This window comes from uncultured Porphyromonas sp., assembly GCF_938039215.1.
In the GTDB taxonomy this organism is placed as follows: domain Bacteria; phylum Bacteroidota; class Bacteroidia; order Bacteroidales; family Porphyromonadaceae; genus Porphyromonas.
On sequence record NZ_CALHVI010000052.1, the window covers coordinates 1 to 22859 of the forward strand.

The window sequence follows — 22859 nt, forward strand, 5'->3', positions numbered from 1 at the left end:
AGAGCTTTGATATGCTTGGGCATCCTAAGTATAAGCTAGGCGAAGAGCTGTGACACGTGTAGGTGAACGGGCGAATCTATACGAGGCGTTGGAGCGGGCGAGTTAGTTACCTTCCGAAGTGATTGTGGACATCCATCCTGCTTACACTCTTACCCTCGCTGGAGATCAGCCAAGTGTTGGAATAGTCCACCAATACGTAACCACCAGAGAAGCGCGATACACCTACGAGACAAGAGAGATCTCCCAGTCCTTCGGTGCAAGTCCACAGTACCTTGGCCGTTTGGGCATCTAGGCATCGGAGCATCCACTTGGCATCGGCTGCCGCCGTAGGCTTGAAGGCGATGAGGATCTGGTCGGCCGACTCATGAATTACTTTGGGTGAAAAGTAGTAGGCTCCTGGAGTAAAGTCTTCATAGCTCTGCAGAAGCGAGTGTTCCTTGTGGTAGTTGCTGACAAAGATCTTTTTAGGATAGTATGAATGAGAGTCATTCTCCCAGCCGAAGGACGGAGTATGACGAGGGTAACCAGCCTGCTCTAGGACATGATAGCGCACGAGCTGAATCTGCTGATCCTCGTAGTCAGTGGTCTGGTCGGAGAAAACGAAGTGGGTAGTGAGCTTAGGCTCGGGAAGCTTCTCCTCATAAGCATCGAAAACAGACTCCTCTGAGTAGAGCTTATTGGCTATGGGATAGTAGACAAAGCTCTTCCCCAGATTCGTCTTACCCTGCAACGCATCCCCATACTGAGGGTAGTAGAAGTCCAGCTCACCAAAGCCCTCAGTGAACTCAGGGCGCTTATAGTCTTCACCATGAATCTCCTTCACATCCAGCGTCGAGCGGTCAATGGCATAGAGGTGCTGCTTGTTAAGGATGACATAGAAAATCCCATCCGCAAACTGGCGTCCATCCGTCAGGCTGACTCGTCCCGTCACCTCTGGGAGCAGAAGCTCCTTTATGACCTCATGCGTCTCTCCATCCAAGAAGTACATGAAGCCCTTAGCATTATCCCAGTCCCCTACGGACTCCTTAGGGCGAGCAGAGCCACAGACCAGGACAATGGGTCGTCCCGCAGTGCTGGTGAAGGTCATGAGCTGCTCACAGGCGAGGGACACCCCTTTATCATCGCTACTATTCCTCGGGGCAGACCCTCCGAAGATCCCTAAGGCGATGATAGGGATGATGGTCATGAACGAGAAGAAGAACGCGAGCGCAAGGAGGATAAGGACCTTACGTCTAGGGCTCGCTGTGACCGTATTCCAGAGGGAAGAGATGGAATTCGAGCGATCAGCCCCCGTCTCGATCTTGTGATGGATGGTGATATCATCCGAGTCGAGGTAGAACTCCGTCGAGCAGCTGTCGCAGCGGTAATGGTCCTCGCTAATCTTTGTGGCGCGCGTGCTACCACACTGGGGACATTTCAGAGCTTTGATATGCTTGGGCATCCTAAGTATAAGCTAAGAGAAGAGGTATGATACGTGTAGGCGAGTAGAGGGATATATATGAGAGGCTAGAGTGGCAGAGTTAGCGTCCCTCGATGCGCTTGCGGTAGTCCGTGCTACTCACGAGCTTGCCATCGTTGGAGACGAGGTAGGCCTCCGAGTAGCCCACCAACACATAGCCTCCAGAGAAGCGTGACACAGCTGCTCCGTTTTTGAATCTATCCTCTTCATCAGAGAGGCTCCAGAGCACCTTCCCCGCCTGAGCATCCAGACATCGGAGCATATGCTTAGCCTCGGAAGAAGCTGAGGGCTTGAAGGAGATGAGGATTCGGTCGTCTGCCACATGAAGGACTCGGGGCGAGAAGTAGTAAGCCCCAGGTGTCAGATCTTCATAGCCCTGCAGACGTGCGCGCTTCTCGCCGTAGGATGGGATCAAGACGGTCTTACCGAAATCGCGTCCACTCCCACGCTCCCAGCGAAACCTCGGATATTCCCGAGGGTAACCATCCTGCTCTAGAGTGCTATGACGTATGAGCTGGAGCTGCCTATCTGGATAGTCAGAGGATTCTATCGAGAAGGCGAAGTGCGTAGCTACCTTAGGAGTAGGGAGCGATTCCTGAAGAGCATCATAAGCCTCCTTCTCGGGGTAGAGCTTATCAGCAACGGGGTAGTAGACAAAGCGCTGACCTAGATTCGTCTTGATCTTCAGCGCATCCCCATACCGCACATAGTAAAATACCACCTCTGCAAAACCCTCATTTAGCTCGGGGCGCTTATAGTCCTCTCCATGGACCTCCTTCATATCGAGCGTCGAGCAGTCTATTCTATAGAGGTGGGCTTCATTGAAGATGACGTAGACAGCCTCATCCGCAAACTGGCGCATATCCAGCTTTTGGATTCGTCCCTTCAAATCAGGAAGTTCGATCTCCTTAACGACCTCTTGAGTCTCTCCATCATAGAAGGACACGAAGGCTTGATCATCATCGACATGGCTTGAGCTCATTGGGCGAGCAGACCCAAAGAGCACCACGATAGGACGTCCCGCAGTCGTGGTAAAGGTACCAAGCTGCTCTAGGCTGTAGGACGTACGATCATCTCCATAGCCATAGGCTCCAGCGGTATAATTGCTGGAGCTCCCAGAGACGATGTACCCCATGATGGCCATGAACGAGAAGAAGAGCGTGATCGCAAGGATGATAAGGACGTTGCGTCTAGGGCTCGCTGTGGCCGTATTCCAGAGGGAAGAGATGGGATTTGAGCGATCTGCCCCCGTCTCGACCTTATGATGAACGGTGATATCATCCGAGTCGAGGTAGAACTCCGTCGAGCAGCTCTCACAGCGATAGTGATCTTCACGAATCTGTGTAGCGCGCGTGCTGCCACACTGGGGACATTTCAGAGCTTTGATATGCTTGGGCATACTACACTAGAGAGCAGTAGATAGATGTGAGTGAAGGACAGACCTCTGCACCTCCGCAATAGAGGATACACCAAGAGCGTCCGCATCTGGCGAACCCTCTTGGTGCATACCGTAGATAGAGTGAAGACGTAGGCCTATTAGATGAAGGTAGCGAACTCCTCCATAGGGTTGCGCACCTTCTTCATCTGTCCCAGCCAGTCACGCTCGGGGTCGGCATAGCCGAGGTAGAGGAGCGAGACACTGCGAAGACCCTTCTCACGCAGACCGAGGAGTTCGTCGACGAGCTTAGGATCGAAGCCTCCGATGGGAGTGCTGTCGATCTTGAGTTCTGCTGCTTGAGCCAGAGCAAGACCTAGGGCGATGAAGCTCTGATCAGCAGCGTGCTGGAACTGCTCTTCCTTGGTCATCTCACCGAACTTCTCCTTGAGCATGTCCGTATAGCGCTTGAAGCGACCACGTACGAGCCCACGCTCATCGGTCGTCCGGTCGTAGATCGCATCAATACGCTCGGGAGTATATTCGTCCCAAGCGGCGAAGACGATGACGTGCGAGCACTCACGCATGCAGTCAGGGTTCAGTGCCCCTTCGACCATCTTCTCCTTGAGCTCTTGGTCACCGACGACGATGAGGCGGAACTGCTGGAGTCCCGAAGAGGTAGGAGCAAGACGAGCAGCTTCGACGATCTTCATGAGATCTTCCTCACGGAGCTTCTTCGTAGGGTCGTATGCCTTCGTGGCGTGGCGCCACATGAGGTCTTCTAATAGAGCCATATTATCCTTTGTGTTTAATGATTGATATCTATACAGCCATAAAGATACGTACTCTTGGCGAGCTAAGGCTCATATACGACTCATCTATATAAGGTAGAGGCTACCTCTTCCCTAGCTGGGAAGTGATAGCCTCTACACATACTCTGTATGGTGTAAGGGAAGGACTAGCGCGTACCCTTACGTGACCAGCCGAACTGTAGGCCGAAGATGAAGACCACGAGGAGCAGTTCACCGACACCGAGGATCAGGTCACCAGGCATACGCATCCAGCGGATCAGCTGCATATACTCCTGCTGCATGAAGTCGGCCGAGCGTGCGGACCAATAGGCATTCGTGATCGATTCATGTGCCTGCAGGATACCGATGGGCAGGACACTCACCGTCACCATGAGGAAGAGGCCAATATTGATCATCCAGAAGGCCGTACCTATGAGCTTATCGTTCCACTTGTAGTCAGGGTAAAGCCCACGCAGGCAGAAGAGCATCAGCCCGATCCCCAGGATACCATAGACTCCGAAGAGCGCTGCGTGCCCGTGGACAGCCGTCGTATTGAGCCCCTGCAGGTAGTAGAGCGCAATAGGAGGATTGATAGCGAAGCCGAAGATCCCTGCACCGAGGAAGTTCCAGAAGCACATAGCGATGAAGCAATAGATCGGCCACTTGTAGGCCTCGATCCAATCCGTTGCCTTAGAGAGTCGGTAGTTGTGATAAGCTTCCATCCCGATGAGCACCAGCGGTACGATCTCCAGCGCACTGAAGGTCGCCCCAAGGGCTAGCACGGCGGTAGGTGTCGCACTGAAGTAAAGGTGATGGAAGGTACCTAGGATCCCGCCCGCGAGGAAGATGATCGTCGAGAAGAGGACCGACACGGTAGCCGACTGGATACGTAGCAGACCAAGGCGGCAGAAGAGGAAGGCAGCCACGACGGTAGCGAACACTTCGAAGAAGCCTTCTACCCAGAGATGGACGACCCACCAGCGCCAGTACTCAGCGATAGCCATGTGCGTCTGACGGCCGTACATCAGCCCTGCAGCGTAGAAGAAGGCGATAGCGAGCGAAGCGATGATGAAGAGTGTCAGGAGGTGGCGGTTCTCATCCTTGCGCTTGAGGGCGGGGATCAGAGCACGGATCATGAGGAAGAGCCACAGGACAAGGCCCACCAGCAGGAGGATCTGCCACAGACGACCAAGCTCGACATACTCGTAGCCCTGATGTCCGAGCCAGAAGTTCTCGATGAGGCCGAGCTTCTGCATGACACCGAGCCACTGCCCGACGAGCGAACCAGCGACGACGAAGATGAGTGCCCCGAAGAGTACGTTCACCCCGAGGCGCTGATACTTCGGTTCGACCCCAGAGACAGCAGGAGCTATATAGAGACCCGTGGCTAGCCAAGAGGTAGCGATCCAGAGGATGGCCAGCTGTACGTGCCAGCTACGAGAGACCGCCTGAGGGAGGAAGTCCTGGATAGGCAGACCGAAGAGCGCATCCCCTTCGACGCCGTAGTGCGCCGTGATCGCTCCGAGTACCATCTGCACGAGGATCAGGATCGAGACGATCCAGATATACTTCGTCGTGGCACGCATCGAGGGCGTGGGCTTCATCCCTCGGAGCGGGTCGGAGGTGGGCAGTACACCTAGCTCGTCCTCCTTGGACTGAGCATAGTAGTAGACCAGGATCCCGACGCAGAAGAGGAGCATCAGTACGCTGAAGCCCGACCAGAGGTGGAGCGAAGTAGGAGCGACATTGCCGATCGTAGGGTCGTGGGGCCAATTGTTCGTATAGCTCACATCCGACCCAGGGCGATCCGTCACACATACCCACGAAGCCCAAGCGAAGAAGGCGCTCATCTGTGCCATCTTGTGCGGATCTTCCAGACTCTTCTCTCTCAGAGCGTAGGCTGATCGGAGCTTAGCGAACTCTGGCGAAGGATCGCCGAGGAAGAGCTGAGCGTAGTAGGCTCCCAGCTCACGGGCTACTTCGCCTCGGAGCTGTGAGTAGGTGATGATCCCCGTCTTTTCGTCGAAGGTATTCTTACGCACCTCTTCTCTGAGGAGGGTCTGATACTTCGCCTGCTCTGCTGCGGGGAGCTGGGCATAGTTGAGCCCGTCCCGCTCGGCGAGCTTCTTCAGCAGGAGCTCGGCTTCACGGTGGAGGTAGTCGGCCGACCAGTCGGGAGCAATGTACGCTCCGTGGCCCCACACACTACCGACGGTCTGCCCACCGATGGACTGCCATACATTCTGGCCATCCTTGATGTCTTGGCCTTCGAAGAGCGTCGTACCATCCGTCGTCACCACCTTCTCGGGGAAGGGGGGCATCGTGCGGAAGATCTCCAGCCCGAAGAAGCCAAGCACTGCGAACGACAGTAGGATCACCGTCGCCAGCGCATACCATAGTTTCTTTGGTGTCATAATTGCTTATTTGGCTTGTTAAACATTAACGTATATTTACATTAAGTGATTAGTTATACCGTTTGAGTCGGTTAAATATAATTCTTTCCATGATATACGCATGATTTTTCGCAAAATTCTTTCACGGCTCAGGCGGGAGAGGTCGCTCCAGAAGCGACGAGAAGGCTAGGCGCTGGGATTAGGTGGTTAGCTACCTGAGGAAGGGCTTCAGAGAGGTGCTAGTGGTGAGATTTTGGCGACTGGGGGTGTTCTTCGGGGAAAAAGAAGGGATTCGGGAGCCGTCTGTCGAAGGGTCGAAGCCCTTTCCTTGAGAGAGTGAAAAAGAAACCTACTGTAGGTCGCCTTTGCGACCCACGGTAGGTCGTCGATGCGACCCACAGTAGGTCGCAAAGGCGATCTACCGTGGGTCGTTTTTGCCCCCTTCAGAAGGCCCGTGAATACAGGGGCTCTGGAGCGCCCTGCGTGACCTTCTTTTTTCCTTGACCGAAGGCGTAGAAATACCACGACTACTTTGTATCTTTGCTCCTAAGGTGAGGCTTCCCACTGAGCTACCGCTCCCTGAGCTTCTCCCACTATACAACTTATACATCATATCAAACGCTATGAAACGAACGACTACGAGCCTTGCCTTGGTCGCCCTCTGCCTCACCGCCACGACGGTGGGAGCTCAGACGCTGACCGAAGGGAAGCGCTATGGAACACATTCGCTGAGCCGTCCCGTGATGATCGATTCGGTCGATGTGAACAACCAGAAGTTCTCCATCTCCTCCCTACTGAAGACAGCCTACAAGACCGAAGGGCTGAAGGGCACTGCCACCATAGCCTCGCCCAAAGGCTTCTTCTACATCCCGAAGGCTAAGCCAGGGAGCAATAGCTTCACCACCTTCTCCTTCTCCCTCATCGCTCCGAGCTACACCAAGGGAGAGCTTCGCCTCTACGGCCGTGCTCGCTATGCCGTCTACGATGGCGAAGAGCTCCTCGGCTCCAACGAGGACAAGCTAGCGAGCTCCGACACCGTCCCCGCAGTCACCATCCCCCTGACGCTGATCGCTACGAACAAGGATCTCGTCGTGAAGGTGCTCGACGCAGGCGACGATGAAGCGCATGCGGACTTCAAGCTCACCTTCGAGCCCGAGAAGGGTCTTCCCGAGCTTGACCTGCAGGCAGCGAAGGAGGATGTACGCTATATCAACTGGAACTACCTCACCCACGGCAAGCGTCTCTACTATGTCAATGTCTCGCCCTCGGGGAAGTACGTCCTGGTGACCTACGCTGAGCGTGCTCCGAAGAAGGGGGTGACCTACGAAGAGATCCGAGAAGCCTCCACGGGCAAGGTCCTTCGCACCACGCAGTCGCTCTACGGCGCAGAATGGCTTCCTAATGAGGATGTCCTCGTGATGAAGTCCACGACCCGAGCCAGCACCCAGCTCGTCAAGATCGATCCCGTCTCAGGGAAGTCCACCGTCTGGATCGACAAGATCCCCGGCGAAGACTTCATCGTCAGCCCCGACGGTCGCACCATCTATATCTATGAGGAAGTGAAGGGTCCCGAGAAGGACAAGCTCCTCATCCGTCGCCTCTTCCCCGACGACCGCCAACCCAAGGCACGTGACCGCCAAGCGCTCTACCGCTACGACATACCTACCGGCATCTACGAACCCGTCCTCTACGGGCATCGCTCCACAGCGCTCCTAGACATCTCGCCCGACGGGAAGCAACTCCTCCTCGGGCTCTACACGAAGGACTGGCAACACACGCCGTTCGACGAGACGACCCTCCTTCGCTACACACCCGCCACGGGGAAGGTAGACACCATCTTCTCTCGTGAGATCGAGATCGCTCAGGCTTACTTCATCCCTGGCACGGAGGATATCCTCGTGACGGGTTCGCCCAATTGCTTTAAGGGGGTCGGGAACGTCCTCCCCGACGGGCGCACGGGCAATGGCTACCAGCACGAGCTCTTCCGTGTCAATAGCTCCACGGGGAAGGTCACTCCTCTGACCCGAGACTTCGACCCCACCGTAGAGCAAGTCCAGTACCACGCTAAGAGCAAATCCTTCTACCTCCTCACCGACAACGGTAGCCGCCAGAGCCTCCACCGCCTCGACCTGAAGACCAATAAGATCCACACCATCAATGCTAAGGAAGATGTGGTGAGAGGCTTCAGCGTCGCCTCGGCGGGCAATACCTTCTATTACTTCGGGCAGAGCCTCAACAATGCCGACCGCCTCTATAGCCTTGAGCCTTCGGGCAAGAGCAAGCTCATCTGGGACATCTCGGCAGAGAAGCTCCGTGGGGTGAAGTTCACGCCCGCCAAGGACTTCATCTATCGCACGCCCGACGGCGTAGACATCGACGGCTGGTACTACCTGCCCCCCAACTTCGATCCGACGAAGAAGTACCCGATGGTGGTCTATTATTATGGAGGGACGCTTCCGCTGAGTCGTGAGCTGGAGACGACGTACGACCTGGCGATGTTCGCCGCACAGGGCTATGTCGCCTATTCGCTCAACCCTCGTGGTACCGTCGGCTACGGGCAAGCCTTCGCTGCTGACCACCTGAACGCTTGGGGTACGAAGACTTCGGACGACATCATCGGGGCGGTGAAGGCCTTCGTCGCCGCTCACCCCTTCGTCGATGCCAAGAAGATCGGTTGCGCTGGGGCAAGCTATGGCGGCTTCATGACGCAATACCTTCAGACCCGCACGGATCTCTTCGCAGCTGCGGTGAGCCATGCGGGCATCAGTTCGATCTCGAGCTATTGGGCAGGGGGTTATTGGGGCTTGAGCTACAGCTCGGTGGCCTCGGCAGGAAGCTTCCCTTGGAACAATCCCGAGCTCTACACCAAGCACAGCCCGCTCTTCAATGCGGATAAGATCCACACCCCGCTGCTGCTCCTGCACGGCACGTCCGACGTGAACGTCCCTCCCAGCGAAAGCACGGCGCTCTACAATGCGCTGAAGATCCTAGGGCGCACGGTCGAACTCATAGAAGTCACGGGCGAAGACCACCACATCCTCGAGCCCGACCGTCAAGCCCTTTGGATGCAGACGATCCAGGCTTGGTTCGCCAAGCATCTGCAAGGCAAGAGCGAGTGGTGGGATCACCTCTATCCGAAGACCCCGCTTGACCTCTAAGCCCCGCCTTCCGCTCCTAGGCCTCGGCCTTCCTTCTCAAAGAGCCCTGCGCCCCGCCCTATCCTCGAGATAGAGCGGGGCGCAGGGCTTTTCTTCCCCGAGGCACTTCCCCTTCTTCTTCCTTTGAAGCGAAGGCCTCCGTCATCCCCCAAATCGGGTCTATTCCTTCGCCCGTCAAGCCCCCCTTCTTCGGGCACAAAAACACCCTTCCTCAGAACCCGAATTCCCAGCGAGTTTGGAAGGGGTAAAATTTCCGTATATAAGAAAATTTATTTCCGCATATACGGAAAAATATTTTCGCATATGCGGAAATTTATTTCCTTGCGGAAGAAAATTTTTCGCCGTGCGGAAGGAGAAAAATTTTCGTGCCCACGCAAGGAAATTTCTATGCGCACAAAAATAAATTTTCGTGCGCACGGAAATATTTTTTTGTGCGCACGGAAATTTGTCGCCATGCCCACGGAAGGAAATTTGCTTGCGGAAGGAAGCGAATTTCCTTGGGCAAGGGAGGATGCCGCTCGGGGCAGAGGAGGACAAAGGGAGGCGAAGGGCTTGTACCTTGGGCGGGACACCGAGGGGGCGAAGTCTGCCGTTATAACCTTGGGGCGAGCCCCATCAGTTTTATGTATCTTCGCACATCATGAATACAAATAAAGTCTATCAGATCCTTTGGGCCGACGACGAGATCGACCTGCTCAAGCCACACATCCTCTTCCTCAAGGACAAGGGCTACGAAGTCACCCCCGTCTTGAGCGGAGCCGATGCCATCGAAGCCGTCCAAAGTCAGACCTTCGACCTGATCTTCCTCGACGAACACATGCCCGGCCTGACGGGCCTCGACACCCTCCAGCGAATCAAAGAACTTCGCCCCTTCGTGCCCATCATCATGGTCACCAAAAGCGAAGAAGAAGAGCTGATGAACCAAGCCATCGGCGGCAAGATCACCGATTACCTCATCAAGCCCGTCAATCCCAATCAGCTCCTCTTGGCCCTGAAGAAGAACCTCCACCAGAGCTCCATCATCAACGAAGCTACGATGATGAACTACCGCCAAGAGTTCGCCAAGCTCAGCGCTCAGATGAGCGACCGCCTCTCCGTCGAAGAATGGAAGGAGCTCTACCGCCGCCTCGTGCATTGGGAGCTCGAACTCGAGGAAGGCGACCCGCAGATGAAGGAACTTCTCGAGATGCAGAAGACCGAAGCAGGCCGCCTCTTCGCCCGCTTCATCAGCCGCAACTATGAGGGTTGGATACGTGAACCAGAGACGCGTCCCTTGATGAGCCCCGACCTCTTCAAGACGAAGGTCTTCCCCCTCCTTGACTCGGGAGAGAAGGTGTTCTTCATCCTCATCGACAACTTCCGCTACGACCAGTGGGAGTCGGTCAAGGCGATGCTGAGCGAATTCTACACCTTCGACGAAGACCTCTACTTCTCCATCCTCCCCACGGCGACGCAGTACGCCCGCAATGCGATCTTCTCCGGATTGATGCCGCTGGATATTGCGAAGATGTTCCCCGAGCTGTGGGTAGACGAGGAGAGCGAAGAAGGAAAGAACCTCAACGAGGAACCCATGATCCAGACCCTCCTGCAGCGCTACCGCAAGAACTATTCCTTCTCCTATAATAAGGTCTACGAAGCACGCTTCGGCGAACGCCTGCTTTCGAACCTCAATAGCCTCAAGCAGTACCCGCTCAACGTCATCGTCCTCAACTTCGTCGACATGCTCTCCCATGCCCGCACCGAGAGCAAGATGATCCGTGAGCTGGCCAATACCGAGGCCGCTTACCGCTCGCTGACGAAGAGTTGGTTCCGCCACTCGACGACCTACAACCTCTTCAAGCACATCGCCGAGATGGGCTACCGCGTCATCCTCACCACCGACCACGGTACCATCCGTGTCAAGAACCCCGTGAAGATCGTCGGCGACAAGAATACCAATACCAACCTCCGCTACAAGGTCGGCAAGACCCTTTCGTACAACCCCAAGGAAGTCTACGAAGCCCTAGTCCCTGCGAAGATCGGCCTCCCGCAGTCCAACCTCTCCGACCACTACGTCTTCAGCTACAGCGATGACTTCTTCGCTTACCCGAATAACTACAACTACTACGTGCAGTACTATCGGGACACCTTCCAGCACGGAGGTATCTCCCTCGAAGAGATGCTTATCCCGCTGATCTCCATGCAGCCGAAGCACAGATAGAACTACTTATATCCCCAGACTGAATGATCAGAAACATCGTATTAGACCTAGGCGGTGTCCTCTTCACGCTCGACCGTGAGGAGGCACTCCGCCGCTTCTCCGCCCTCGGGGTGCCTAACGTCGAGAAGATGCTTGACCCCTACCTGCAGAGCGGTTACTTCCTGCAGGTGGAAGACGGACGAATGACCGAACCTCAGTTCCGTGCAGCCCTAAGCGAACTCTCGGGGCGGGAACTAACCTATGACGAGATCGCTCATGCCTACTTCGGCTTCCTGAGCAAGGTCGATGCCTACAAGTTCGACTTCATCGAGGAGGAACTGAAGGACTACCGCATCTTCATCCTCTCCAATACCAATCCTTATGTCATGGACTTCTGCGAATCGGATCGCTTCCTGCCTAGCGGTAGGACGCTCTCTTCCTTCTGCGTGAAGAAGTTTGCCTCCTGCGAGATGGGGATGGTCAAGCCCGAGCGTCGCTTCTTCGAGACGATGCTCCGTGAGGGGGACATGATCCCCGAAGAGACGCTCTTCCTCGACGATGGTCCCGCCAACGTAGCCATGGCCCGTGAGCTCGGGATACACGCTTACCAGCCTCAGAATGGAGAGGACTGGAGAGACCGAGTGCGCCAGCTCCTCCTTGAGCTGAACCAGCACAGATAAGTTTGGCTATCTTTGTACCTCGTAAAGAGTAAGCAACTAATCATTTATATACATCATCAACGAATCATGAAGAGAATTGTACTGATCCGTCACGGCGAAAGCGTGTGGAACAAGGAGAACCGCTTCACGGGGTGGACCAACGTCGACCTCTCCGAAAAGGGTGTCGAAGAAGCGAAGAAGGCTGGGGCTATCCTCAAGGAAAATGGCTTCCGCTTCACGCAGGCTTACACCTCTTACCTCAAGCGTGCCGTCAAGACCCTCAACCAAATCCTCGACGTAATGGATCTCGATTGGATCCCTGTAGAGAAGAGCTGGAGACTCAACGAGAAGCACTACGGTATGCTTCAGGGCCTCAACAAGGCTGAGACGGCTGAGAAGTACGGCGATGCTCAGGTCAAGATCTGGCGCCGCAGCTACGACGTGCCCCCTACGCCCCTCGAAGCTACTGACGAGCGTGCTCCTCAGGCTGACCCTCGCTACGCAGGTGTCGTCCCCGCTTACCTTCCTCTGACGGAAGCGCTCTGCCACACGGTAGCTCGTACGCTCCCCTACTGGGAAGACAAGATCTTCCCCTCGCTCATGCAGCACGACGACGTCCTCGTCGCAGCCCATGGTAATAGCCTTCGTGGTATCATCAAGGTCCTCAAGGGGATCTCTGACGAAGACATCGTAGAGCTCAACCTTCCTACGGCAGTGCCTTACGTCTTCGAGTTTGACGATGAGCTCCGCCTTGTCAAGGACTACTTCCTCGGTGACCCCGAAGAGATCAAGAAGCTCATGGAAGCTGTCGCTAATCAGGGCAAGAAGGCTTAAGCCTCTTCTCTCCCCAAGACACGAAGCAGGGGCCTCAGACTACACCGCTAGTCTGAGGCCCCTCTTGCATTCAATAGCCCCCCGAAGGAGCTTCTCACAAAATACGTAACTTAGTGACACTATTCACGCTACACGATCTACACTATGGCTAAGATACTAGTGGCCTTCGATACCCGAGACGAAGGCTTTGAGAAGCTCGGCAGTGAGCACGAGATCATTCGCCCACCGAAGGGCAGGGACTTCACCCTCGAGGAGCTCCAAGGGCTCATCCCCGATGCCGATGTCCTCTGCACCGTCTTTGACCGCCCCGCTCGAGCCGAGCTCCTTCAGCACGGCTCCCGTCTAAGGCTCATCGCCAACTTCGGCGTGGGCTTCAACAACATCGACATCGACTACGCTCGCACCCACGGGATCACCGTCACCAATACGCCTCAAGCGGTCATCATCCCGACAGCCGAACTTACCCTAGCGCTGATGCTCGACTGCGCCCGTCGGGTGAGCGAACTAGACCGCCTCGTCCGACGACACCCAGGGGAGAGCACCGCCATAGGACGCTCTGGCTACCTCGGGGTACATCTCTCGGGTAAGACTCTGGGGCTCATCGGCTACGGGCGGATCGCCACTGCTGTTGCGGAGCGTGCCCGAGCCTTCGGGATGAAGATCCTCTACCATAAGCGCACCCCTCTCAACCCCGAGGAGGAGCAGCGTCAAGGGATCAGCTATGCCCCCCTCGAGGAGCTCCTCCGCCTTTCAGACTTCATCTCCATACATACTCCGTATAGTCCAGAGACGCACCACTTCATCGGGGCTCGGGAATTCGCTCTCATGAAGCCTTCGGCAATCTTCATCAATACCGCCCGAGGCTCTGTCGTCGACGAGGATGCCCTCATCGCAGCGCTAGAGTCCCACAGCATCGCCTACGCTGGGCTGGATGTCTTCGAAGACAAGGATATTCCCCGCCTTCCCCTCTGCCAGCTGAAAAATGTCTGTATGACTCCGCACACGGGGACACAGACAGCAGATGCTCGGAGGGCTATGAACGAAGAGATGCTAGAGAATGTCGCTCGCTTCCTCTCGGGACGCACGGATCTCAATCGGGTCGTATAGTCTCCCCTCCCCCCACCCTTCTCCCCATCCCATCCACCACCATCCGTGATGAATAAACTTCGCTTCGCCCTACTCTGCACCCTCCTTCCTCTTGTCGTGGGGTGCAAGGGCTCTTCACCCCAAGCTATGGAGATCCTTCACCCCGATGATTCGACCACAATTATTAAGGTCCAGAGGCACCAGTACTACCTCCTCGCACCTATCGAGGAAAACCAAAGAGAGGCAACAGTAGTGCTTCTCGGGGAGCAAAAAGAGGAGGTCGAGATGGACCTCCGTCTCGCTGTCGATAGCGTAGACTACTTCGTCCCCATCGCCCTGCCTCAGGGCAAGGATTCCTACACCATCAAGGTCGTGGGTCTTTCGCCCAAGGCCATCACTTGGCAGCGGCTCCAGCTCTCCGACACCTTCGATACGTCCAAGAAGGACTACTACCGCCCGAGCTACCACCACAGTCCCGCCTATGGCTGGATGAACGACCCCAATGGGATGATCTACAAGGATGGCATCTACCACCTCTACTATCAGTACAATCCCTACGGGTCGAGATGGGGCAATATGCACTGGGGGCATAGTCGCTCTCGAGATCTCATTCACTGGGAGCATCTCCCGCCAGCACTAGCGAGAGATACCCTAGGGCATATCTTCTCGGGCAGTGCGATCCTCGACAGAGAGGGAAGGGCAGGCTTCGGGAAGAATGCCATCCTCGCCTACTACACGGCACATAAGATCCGTGAGGGCAAGCAGTGGCAAGCCCAATGTCTCGCCTACAGCACGGACGATGGCAAGACCTACACGAAGTACAAAGGCAACCCGATCCTCACCCCATCGGACGGCATCTCGGACTTCCGTGACCCCAAGGTCTTCTGGTACGAGCCCGCTCGACAGTGGTATATGATCGTCTCGGCAGACAAGGAGATGCGCTTCTTCCGCTCCGAAGACCTCAAGAAGTGGGAATATGTCAGCGCTTTTGGCGATGGCTATGGAGCCCGGCCGAACCAGTTCGAGTGCCCCGACTTCTTCGAGCTTCCCCTAGAGGGGAGCGGAGCGAAGAAGTGGGTCATGCTCGTCAACATCAACCCAGGCTGTCCCTTCGGAGGCAGTGCTACCGAGTACTTCGTGGGCACATTCGACGGGAAGACCTTTGTCCCCGATACCGCTCCCGAAGTGGCCCGCTGGCTGGACTTCGGGAAGGATCACTATGCCTTCGTCACCTTCCACGGCACGGGGAGTCGTGTCCTAGGGCTGGCTTGGGTCAGCAACTGGCAGTATGCCCATGTCACCCCCTTTAAGCAAAGCCGAGGGACGAACAGCCTTCCCCGAGAGCTCTTCTTCTTCAGTCAAGCGGGAAGGACCTACGTAGGTGCTCGCCCAGCCAAGGAGGTCGAAGCACTGAGGACGGAGGAGCGCCAGCTTGCCCTTCCCCCGACGCTTCACACAGAGCTAGTCCTAGCGGATGCCCTCCGTGACCTCGACGATAGCTTTGAATTAGAGCTAGAGATCAGCCCTTCCCCCAAGGCTACTCGGGTGGGCATCGTGCTGTCCAATGAGCTGGGAGACCAGCTTCCCATCTACCTTGACTTAGCCAAGGGCCGAGTCGTCATGGACCGTACGAAGAGTGGGCTCGTAGACTTCGGAGCGCATGCCACTCCCCACGAGCGAGAGCGAGCCGACTGGCGTACGGGCGAGGGGATCAACTACCAGAATGACTTTGCGCTTGCCACTTGGGCTCCCCTCGGTCTCTGCCGTGGGGAGAGGTACAAGCTCCGCCTCTTCGTGGATCGCAGTGTGGCAGAGCTCTTCGTAGACGAAGGTCGTATCGCCATGACGAACTTAGTCTTCCCACGTAAGCCTTACAGCCAGCTCCGACTCTTCTCTGATGGTGCTACGAGTACGATCCACTCGGCACGGCTCTACCGACTCCGGCTATAGTTTTTGTACTTTTGCACCACAAATAAGAGCCAATAGAAGATCATCATGGATCATGAACCCATCATATTAGGTATCGAGAGCTCCTGCGACGATACCTCTGCCGCTGTGCTCTCAGGTCACACCCTCAGAAGCAATGTCATCGCCTCCCAGGCGGTGCACACTGCTTATGGCGGGGTTGTCCCCGAGCTCGCCTCACGAGCCCACGAGCAGAACATCATTCCCGTCGTCAGCGAAGCCATCCGCCGAGCAGGCATTAGCCCTTCGGATCTCGATGCTATCGCCTTCACCCGAGGCCCTGGGCTTCTGGGATCACTGCTGGTAGGGACGAACTTTGCCAAGGGGCTCTCCCTCTCCCTCGGGATCCCGATGGTCGAGGTCAATCACCTACATGCTCACGTCCTTGCCCACTTCATCGAAGAGGAAGGCGAGGAGCACGAGAGCCCCGAATTCCCCTTCCTCTGCCTCCTCGTCTCTGGGGGTAATTCGCAGATCATCCTCGTACGCTCAGCCTCCGACATGGAGATCATCGGGCAGACGATCGACGATGCTGCGGGCGAAGCCTTCGACAAGTGCGCTAAGGTCATGGGACTCGGCTACCCTGGTGGCCCCGTCGTGAACCGCCTAGCTAATGAGGGTGATCCTAAGGCCTTCGCCTTCAGCAAGCCCAATGTCCCTGGCTACGACTACAGCTTCAGTGGACTCAAGACCTCCTTCCTCTATACCCTTAGAGATGAGCTAGCCAAGAACCCGAACTTCATCGAAGAGCGGAAGGCTGACCTCTGTGCCTCCCTGCAGGCTACCGTCATCGATATCTTGATGAAGAAGCTACGCCTTGCAGCCAAGGACTTAGGCATCCGACAGGTAGCTGTCGCTGGAGGGGTCTCAGCCAACACGGGGCTGCGTGATGCCTTCCACGACCATGCCCGTCGCTATGGATGGAAGGTCTTCATCCCGAAGTTCGCCTACACGACGGACAATGCTGCTATGGTAGCGATGAACGGCTACTATAGTTACCTCGAGGGACTTCGCACGGGGCTCGACGCTGTGCCCTTTGCTCGTGTCACGATGTAGATGTACTATGACTTCCTCTACCCGCTCCCGCCTTGCTCAGCTACTCACTCAGCGATCCCTACACATAGCGACCGCTGAGAGCTGTACCCTTGGAGGTGTCTGCTCCGCTCTAGGAGCGATACCTGGAGCTTCCTCCTACCTCCAGGGCGGGATCGTCGCCTACCAAACGGAGCTCAAGACCGAGCTCGTAGGTGTCCCAGACGAACTGATCCAGACCTACCATGTCGTCAGCCCTGAGGTCGCCGAGGCCCTAGCCGTAGGGACAGCTCAGCGCCTTCATGCCGAGGTAGGCATCGGGACGACGGGTGTGGCTGGGCCTGCGGGAGGCGATAGCCTTCATCCCGTAGGCATGGTGTGTATCGCCGTAGCTTACCATAGTCCCACGGGGCTAAAGACCCGCTCCAAGACGCTCCACCTCCAAGGGAGCCGAGAGGAGAACATCGACCAAGCTATCCAAGAAGCCCTAAAGCTCACCCTTGAGATCCTCGAAGCTCACCCCTAACAACCATCACCCCTAATCGATACTGATCATGCGACAGCCCCATCGTACCCCGAGCATGCGCCGTCTAATCGCTCGGCTAGGCTTCACGCTACTGCTCCCCCTCTTCTCCTGGCTTGGGCTCTTTGCCCAAGAGCCCTCTATGGAGCCCGTAGAGACTCTGTACTATACAGGGCTACGCTTCCGTGTCGGAGAGGCTTCGGGCTGGGGAAAGGGACTGCCCGTCTTGACCTCCATCCGTCCGCATAGCCCTGCAGCCCTCGGCGGGCTTCAGGCTGGAGACATCCTACTGCAGGTCGATGGGATCTCTACCGCTGGGCTTACACAAGAGCAGGTAGACGAGCTACTCAAGAGCCCCGAGAGCCAGCATCTACTCGTCGTCCTTCGCCCAGGAGCAGGCTCTCTGATCCATCTCCTTCACCCCAGTGGCAAGTCCAGCACCGCACTAAGTGAGCGTGAACTGGCTCATGCCTTCGGAGGCTACAGCCCCGAGGATCAAGAGTCTACTCAAGTTACCCTACCCTTCACCTTCTCGTCTAGTCCTAGCTTCGACTGGTCACAAGCTAAGACCTTTGCCTTTGCCCCCTCATCCTCGGATGACAAGAACCTAGACAATGCGCTCTACAGTCAGATAGCCCTTCTGCTAGAGGCACGTGGTCTGAAGCAGAATTTGAGCAATCCCGACCTCATCATCCAGAGCCTCTACACCCTAGATAGGAATGCGGGTCTTCACTTCCAGCTACAAATGACACGCTCGGCAAATCCCGAGGACATCGTCTGGAGATCTGAGAGTATGGAGCTAGCACCTACTGCCTCTACGATGGATCGCTATACTCAGGAGGTCCTTCCTCTTCTCCTGCATGCCTTCCCCTATGTACCGACACAGGAGCACCCCTCCTACCAGAGGGACACACGCCGCTACCTCTACACAGGGATCCTCTACGACAAGCAAGACCTCAGCCGTATCGCAGACGTGGAAGATGCATCTCCGGCATTCAAGGCAGGTCTACGCTCAGGCGACCGCATCCTCCGCATCGGAGGCAAGGCCCTTTCCCTCACTTCTCTAGAGGCACACTCCGAGAAGTACCGAGACTTCCTCTCCGACACCTACAAGCACCGAGTACAGCTAAAGGACAGCCCAGGGCAACACGCTTGGTCTCAGAACAGCTACGGCAGTATCAGGAAGGCGCTTGATCGAGAGAAGTACGCAGCTGTCTTCAGCTACCTCTTCGCCTTCCGTCCCTATGTCGATAACACGAAGACGACAGAACTAAGCTTCGAGGTCGAGCGTGATGGAGAGCGCTACACGCTCAGCATCCAGCCCATCCTCAGAGACGAATCCACGTTTATCCCCGAATAATTACCCCATGGATACACAGCCCATATCGACCTATCAGCTAGGGCGAGTACAGTCACTCCCCATCCTTCGCCTCGTCTCTATCGGGGCCTACTTAGACGGGGGGATACAAGACATTCTCCTACCCTTGCGCTACCTCCCCGCAGGTGCTCAGGTAGGTGACCTCGTCTCGGTCTTCGTCTATCAAGACAACGAAGGTCGCCTCATAGCTACGACGCTCACTCCGCTGGCTCAAGTCGGGGAAGTGGCCTATCTGCGCTGTAGCTCGGTGACGGAAGCTGGAGCTTTCCTTGAATGGGGGATACACAAGGATCTCTTCGTCCCCTTCCGTGAACAAGCCTCCAAGATGCTCGAGGGCTACAGCTACGTCGTCTACCTCTACGTCGACACCCTTAGCGGGAAGATCGTAGGCTCAGCACGCCTCTCCAAGCACCTAGACAACACGCCCGCCGACTACGCTCCAGGCTCAAGCGTCTCCTGCCTCGTCACCGAGCAGCACGAGCTCGGCTACCGCTGCGTCATTGAGAATCGCCACTGGGGCCTCCTCTACAGCGACACAGCTCCACGCATGCTCCAGCGAGGGGAGAAGATCGAAGCCTTCGTCATCCGCCTCAGGGAGGACAACAAGGTAGACCTCTCCTTCACCCCCGTAGGCTATCAGAAGGTCGATAGTGAGCAGGAACGACTGCTTGCCCTCATCGACCAGCACGGCGGACATCTCCCCATCGGGGACAAGAGCCCTGCCGATGAGGTCATGCGCCTCACGGGGATGAGCAAGAAGACCTTCAAGATGGTCCTAGGCGCTCTCTACAAGGCTGGCCTTGTCACCCTCTCCCCGACCGAAGTGCGGAAGCGCTAACTCCTCCTCGCTCGTCTGCTTCGTCCCTCCACTCCTATACACTTATAGCTTCCCCCATCGCCCTAGCAGTTAGGCAAGGGCTTACCTTAGCTTACCCTGGGGGAAACCTCTCTGACTTCACCATCTAATCCGACACGATGAATCGATTCCTACGCCACCTTACACTACTACTCTCCTTCATAGCTCTCTCCGAGACAGCCCTTGCTAAGCCTATTGATCGTGCGACAGCCCACCAGCTCGCACGCCAAGTCCTTAGTACGGGCAAGGGCTCTGCTCGTAGTCTCAGCAGTCTCCAGCTTACCGAGCGTTCCCATTACTATATATACAATGTAGGGGGAGACGGGGGCTTTGCTCTCATTGCCAAGGATGACACCAGAGGTGCGATCATCGGCTACGGTCACCGAGGAAACTTCGATCTGGAGCGTATGCCCCAGCCTCTACGGGAGCTCTTCTCCGCTCTTGATCAGCCCCTATCCGAAGCTCAGCCCAAGGAAGAAGCACGAGCCTTCGACTATCCTCCGAAGTATGGGCGGGTAGTCCAGCCGCTACTACGCTCCACTTGGGGACAAGGGCATCCCTACAGCTTATATACCCCGACCTATACCGACAGCGACGGAGATGAACAGCACATGTATGCTGGGTGTGTCGCCGTGGCGATGGCACAGGTGATGTACTACCACAAGTGGCCTAATGAGGGGATGGGATCAAAGGAACACAAGCAACTTGGCTACCGAGACTTCTCTGCCAGTCACTATCGTTGGAGCGATATGCGCCCCGTCTACGGAGATAATGAGCGCTACATCGGTTCGGGGAACAACCGCCGTGTACGTCCCGACGATGACCCGATCTTCACCTCAGTAGCCCACCTCATGGCCGACCTCGGGGTATCTGTATCCATGGGCTACACTCCTGCTGCCAGCAGTACCTCTTCGGAGCAGGCAGCTGCTGCCTTCCAGACCTACTTCAAGTATGATGCTACCAATGCGCTCTCGGCTTCTACCCTAGGGATGAATACCATCGAGCGCCTGATCAAGGAGGAGCTCGAAGCAGGCTTCCCCGTCTACATCAGTGGCATGAGCAGAAGTGGAGGTAAGCTCTCTGGCCATGCTTGGGTCATCGATGGGGTGGATGCCCGAGGACTATTCCACATGAACTTCGGCTGGGATGGAAACAGCGACAACTATTACTCGCTTCGTCACATCGCTCCAGGGCAGTCAGGGAGTGAGTTCGGCGGGCGTAAGGTCAACTTCTCCCAAGGCATACAGATCATCCTTGCCCACCCTAAGCGCTCGGGCACAGCACCACTATCTGATGAAGTGAAGCGACTGGGAGCTGGGGGCATATCTAGTCACTCCTCAGCCCTACTACGCCTACACGGATCGGGTGGCCTCAAGCGAGCTCGTAAGAAATCTATAGACGTGGAGCTAGCAGGCTTCATTAATAAGGGGCTTTCCTTCACTGGGGACTATGGCTATGGCCTCTATGATGCGAAGGATCGTCTCATCCGTATCTACCCATCTAAGTACCACAGCGAAGGGGGCTTCACCAAGGTTAAGCTCTACGGCTCGATGGTCGATGGGCAGTACATCAGCGAAGAGATGGCGGAGAAAGACCGTCTAGATATAGCGGGTCTACCTGCAGGTATCTATGCCCTCCGTCCGATGAGCTCTCGTCTCCAAGAGGATGGGAGCTGGGGCCCTTGGGAAGAGTTCCTAGATGCCTCGACTCTAGGCCTTCGCCTCACGGAGAGCGAAGTCGAGGTGATCGAAGAAGATGGCTTCAATAGAGGCTTCCAGATCATGGAGCCGCTACGTCAGAGCAAGCTATGCCCTGGTGACGAGGTGCGCCTACCTCTCGTCATCAAGCATCTTGCCGCTACAAACCGAGACACACAGCTTACCCTTCGCCTCTATGATGAAGCGGGCAAGCTTGTCGAGGGCATCCAAGCAGCGTCTCCCGTCAAGATGGAGTTCACCGCCATGGAGACCCGCCTCGTGCACCTTCCGCTTACCCTCCCAGAGAACATGCAAGCAGGGCGCTATCGTCTAGCTCTTGAGGTAAAGGACGGGGACGGAAGCAATACCTATCCCACCCAGCTCTACCAGCTGAGTCAGGAGACCTACCTCACGGTATCGGCTCCGATGAGCGAGCGTCTACAGGCGTTCGACATTCGTATCCTCGATGCCAAGGGGCAGGAAGTGAAGAGCTACCCCGTAGACCTAACTAAGGGGGCAAGCCCACGCCTCGAGGTGAGCGTGAAGACTCCTCCCTCCAAGCCAATCGGCAAGGATCTAGGTACGCTCCGCATCTACCTCGAAGATCCTACGACGGGTAGTCGCACCCTCATAGGGACACAGGCACTCAAGACCGAATCCCCCTTCTACGTGCTGACTACTCGAGTGAAGAGCCAAGAGCTCACGCAGCAGCTCCTCGGTGGACTTTCCTCGGGGAAGGTCTATCGTGTCGTAGCTGAAGTGACCCTAGGAGAAGAGGTGTACGATGCTTGGGCACCCGACGAACAAGCCGCCTACGTGAGCTTCATCACGGGACGAAAAGAAGAGGCAGCCCCTGCTCCGGAGATCCTCCCTACTCGGCCTGCCACGGGGGAGGAGCTTGATCCCGATCCTGCACCCAAGCCCAAGCCAGAACCTGATCCTACTCCCAAGCCCGAGCCTGACCCAACTCCTAAGCCAGAGCCCGAGCCTACTCCTCAGCCACAACCTGAGCCCAATCCTGATCCACAGCCTAAGCCAGAGCCTCAGCCTAGTCCCGAGCCTGAGCCTAAGCCCGCACCTGACCCAGCTCCTACTCCCAAGCCCGAGCCTCAACCCGAGCCTCAGCCCAAGGAAGAGGAGGCGCAGCCTCAGTTCCGTTACTTCCCCACCGAGAGCCGTGTCGAGGTCGTCGGTAAGCAACTCCTTCGTCTAGAGGTCTTCGATATGATGGGAAGACGACTCATCCTCCAGCCCCTCACTGGTACGACCAAGGCAAGCCTATCCCTAGGGACTCTCCCGCAGGGGATCTACCTCGTGCGTATCCTCGACGGGACAAACTATGCGACGCACCGCCTCGCCCGTTGATCGAGATGATCGTAGATGCGCTTCGCAAGGCAGAGCACAGCTCGTCCTGCTCCTCTAGTGGGGAGCAGGATGAGACTAGTCCCGTCACCCCCTTCGCCTCCTCTCCTTC

Annotated in this window: 15 protein-coding genes; 11 read left to right on the top strand and 4 right to left on the bottom strand. The window is 56.4% G+C overall.

The window, feature by feature from the left end:
• Window positions 1–106: 106 nt before the first annotated feature.
• The 4 genes from Q0336_RS06800 to Q0336_RS06815 all read right to left on the bottom strand — a co-directional run bounded on the left by Q0336_RS06800 (window position 107) and on the right by Q0336_RS06815 (window position 6039).
• Window positions 107–1441 (bottom strand): hypothetical protein, encoded by a 1335-nt coding sequence (locus Q0336_RS06800; protein ID WP_298526960.1) that lies wholly within the window; start codon window positions 1439–1441, stop codon window positions 107–109.
• Window positions 1442–1520: 79 nt separating this feature from the next.
• Window positions 1521–2858, bottom strand: a complete 1338-nt coding sequence (locus Q0336_RS06805) for a hypothetical protein (protein ID WP_298526963.1) — start codon at window positions 2856–2858, stop codon at window positions 1521–1523.
• A gap of 137 nt (window positions 2859–2995) precedes the next feature.
• Entirely contained in the window at window positions 2996–3628 is a 633-nt protein-coding gene (locus Q0336_RS06810; protein WP_298526966.1) for a nitroreductase family protein, read from the bottom strand.
• 164 nt (window positions 3629–3792) lie between these two features.
• Window positions 3793–6039: a nitric-oxide reductase large subunit gene (locus Q0336_RS06815; RefSeq protein ID WP_298526968.1), complete on the bottom strand. Its 2247-nt coding sequence runs from the start codon at window positions 6037–6039 to the stop codon at window positions 3793–3795.
• A 602-nt stretch (window positions 6040–6641) separates the two neighbouring features.
• On the opposite strand from Q0336_RS06815, the gene Q0336_RS06820 reads away from it, so the two are divergent.
• The 11 genes from Q0336_RS06820 to Q0336_RS06870 all read left to right on the top strand — a co-directional run bounded on the left by Q0336_RS06820 (window position 6642) and on the right by Q0336_RS06870 (window position 22750).
• Window positions 6642–9176, top strand: coding sequence for a S9 family peptidase (locus tag Q0336_RS06820; protein WP_298526970.1), 2535 nt, complete (start codon window positions 6642–6644; stop codon window positions 9174–9176).
• A 640-nt stretch (window positions 9177–9816) separates the two neighbouring features.
• Entirely contained in the window at window positions 9817–11376 is a 1560-nt protein-coding gene (locus Q0336_RS06825) for a PglZ domain-containing protein (protein ID WP_298526972.1), read from the top strand.
• A gap of 23 nt (window positions 11377–11399) precedes the next feature.
• On the top strand, window positions 11400–12035 hold the full coding sequence (locus tag Q0336_RS06830) for an HAD family phosphatase (protein WP_298526974.1): 636 nt from the start codon (window positions 11400–11402) through the stop codon (window positions 12033–12035).
• Between the two features lie 66 nt (window positions 12036–12101).
• Window positions 12102–12848, top strand: coding sequence for a 2,3-diphosphoglycerate-dependent phosphoglycerate mutase (gene gpmA / locus Q0336_RS06835; RefSeq protein ID WP_298526977.1), 747 nt, complete (start codon window positions 12102–12104; stop codon window positions 12846–12848).
• Between the two features lie 144 nt (window positions 12849–12992).
• Window positions 12993–13955: an NAD(P)-dependent oxidoreductase gene (locus Q0336_RS06840; protein WP_298526979.1), complete on the top strand. Its 963-nt coding sequence runs from the start codon at window positions 12993–12995 to the stop codon at window positions 13953–13955.
• Window positions 13956–14003: 48 nt separating this feature from the next.
• Window positions 14004–15884, top strand: coding sequence for a GH32 C-terminal domain-containing protein (locus Q0336_RS06845; protein ID WP_298526982.1), 1881 nt, complete (start codon window positions 14004–14006; stop codon window positions 15882–15884).
• A 45-nt stretch (window positions 15885–15929) separates the two neighbouring features.
• Entirely contained in the window at window positions 15930–16955 is a 1026-nt protein-coding gene (gene tsaD, locus Q0336_RS06850) for a tRNA (adenosine(37)-N6)-threonylcarbamoyltransferase complex transferase subunit TsaD (RefSeq protein ID WP_298526985.1), read from the top strand.
• 7 nt (window positions 16956–16962) lie between these two features.
• On the top strand, window positions 16963–17457 hold the full coding sequence (locus Q0336_RS06855) for a CinA family protein (protein ID WP_298526987.1): 495 nt from the start codon (window positions 16963–16965) through the stop codon (window positions 17455–17457).
• A gap of 28 nt (window positions 17458–17485) precedes the next feature.
• Window positions 17486–18814, top strand: a complete 1329-nt coding sequence (locus Q0336_RS06860) for a PDZ domain-containing protein (protein WP_298526990.1) — start codon at window positions 17486–17488, stop codon at window positions 18812–18814.
• 7 nt (window positions 18815–18821) lie between these two features.
• A complete protein-coding gene (locus Q0336_RS06865; protein ID WP_298526993.1) occupies window positions 18822–19670 on the top strand; it encodes a S1-like domain-containing RNA-binding protein in 849 nt (282 codons plus the stop codon).
• 137 nt (window positions 19671–19807) lie between these two features.
• Window positions 19808–22750 (top strand): thiol protease/hemagglutinin PrtT, encoded by a 2943-nt coding sequence (locus Q0336_RS06870; RefSeq protein ID WP_298526996.1) that lies wholly within the window; start codon window positions 19808–19810, stop codon window positions 22748–22750.
• Window positions 22751–22859: the final 109 nt, after the last annotated feature.

What these genes read in the sequence shown, in the direction of transcription:
- Q0336_RS06860 (WP_298526990.1), top strand. Translation starts at nt 17,486, where the DNA reads ATGCGACAGCCCCATCGTACCCCGAGCATGCGCCGTCTAATCGCTCGG.
- Q0336_RS06805 (WP_298526963.1), bottom strand. Translation starts at nt 2,858, where the DNA reads ATGCCCAAGCATATCAAAGCTCTGAAATGTCCCCAGTGTGGCAGCACG.
- Q0336_RS06840 (WP_298526979.1), top strand. Translation starts at nt 12,993, where the DNA reads ATGGCTAAGATACTAGTGGCCTTCGATACCCGAGACGAAGGCTTTGAG.
- Q0336_RS06855 (WP_298526987.1), top strand. Translation starts at nt 16,963, where the DNA reads ATGACTTCCTCTACCCGCTCCCGCCTTGCTCAGCTACTCACTCAGCGA.
- Q0336_RS06825 (WP_298526972.1), top strand. Translation starts at nt 9,817, where the DNA reads ATGAATACAAATAAAGTCTATCAGATCCTTTGGGCCGACGACGAGATC.
- Q0336_RS06830 (WP_298526974.1), top strand. Translation starts at nt 11,400, where the DNA reads ATGATCAGAAACATCGTATTAGACCTAGGCGGTGTCCTCTTCACGCTC.
- Q0336_RS06870 (WP_298526996.1), top strand. Translation starts at nt 19,808, where the DNA reads ATGAATCGATTCCTACGCCACCTTACACTACTACTCTCCTTCATAGCT.
- Q0336_RS06865 (WP_298526993.1), top strand. Translation starts at nt 18,822, where the DNA reads ATGGATACACAGCCCATATCGACCTATCAGCTAGGGCGAGTACAGTCA.
- tsaD (WP_298526985.1), top strand. Translation starts at nt 15,930, where the DNA reads ATGGATCATGAACCCATCATATTAGGTATCGAGAGCTCCTGCGACGAT.
- Q0336_RS06815 (WP_298526968.1), bottom strand. Translation starts at nt 6,039, where the DNA reads ATGACACCAAAGAAACTATGGTATGCGCTGGCGACGGTGATCCTACTG.
- Q0336_RS06800 (WP_298526960.1), bottom strand. Translation starts at nt 1,441, where the DNA reads ATGCCCAAGCATATCAAAGCTCTGAAATGTCCCCAGTGTGGTAGCACG.
- gpmA (WP_298526977.1), top strand. Translation starts at nt 12,102, where the DNA reads ATGAAGAGAATTGTACTGATCCGTCACGGCGAAAGCGTGTGGAACAAG.
- Q0336_RS06810 (WP_298526966.1), bottom strand. Translation starts at nt 3,628, where the DNA reads ATGGCTCTATTAGAAGACCTCATGTGGCGCCACGCCACGAAGGCATAC.
- Q0336_RS06820 (WP_298526970.1), top strand. Translation starts at nt 6,642, where the DNA reads ATGAAACGAACGACTACGAGCCTTGCCTTGGTCGCCCTCTGCCTCACC.
- Q0336_RS06845 (WP_298526982.1), top strand. Translation starts at nt 14,004, where the DNA reads ATGAATAAACTTCGCTTCGCCCTACTCTGCACCCTCCTTCCTCTTGTC.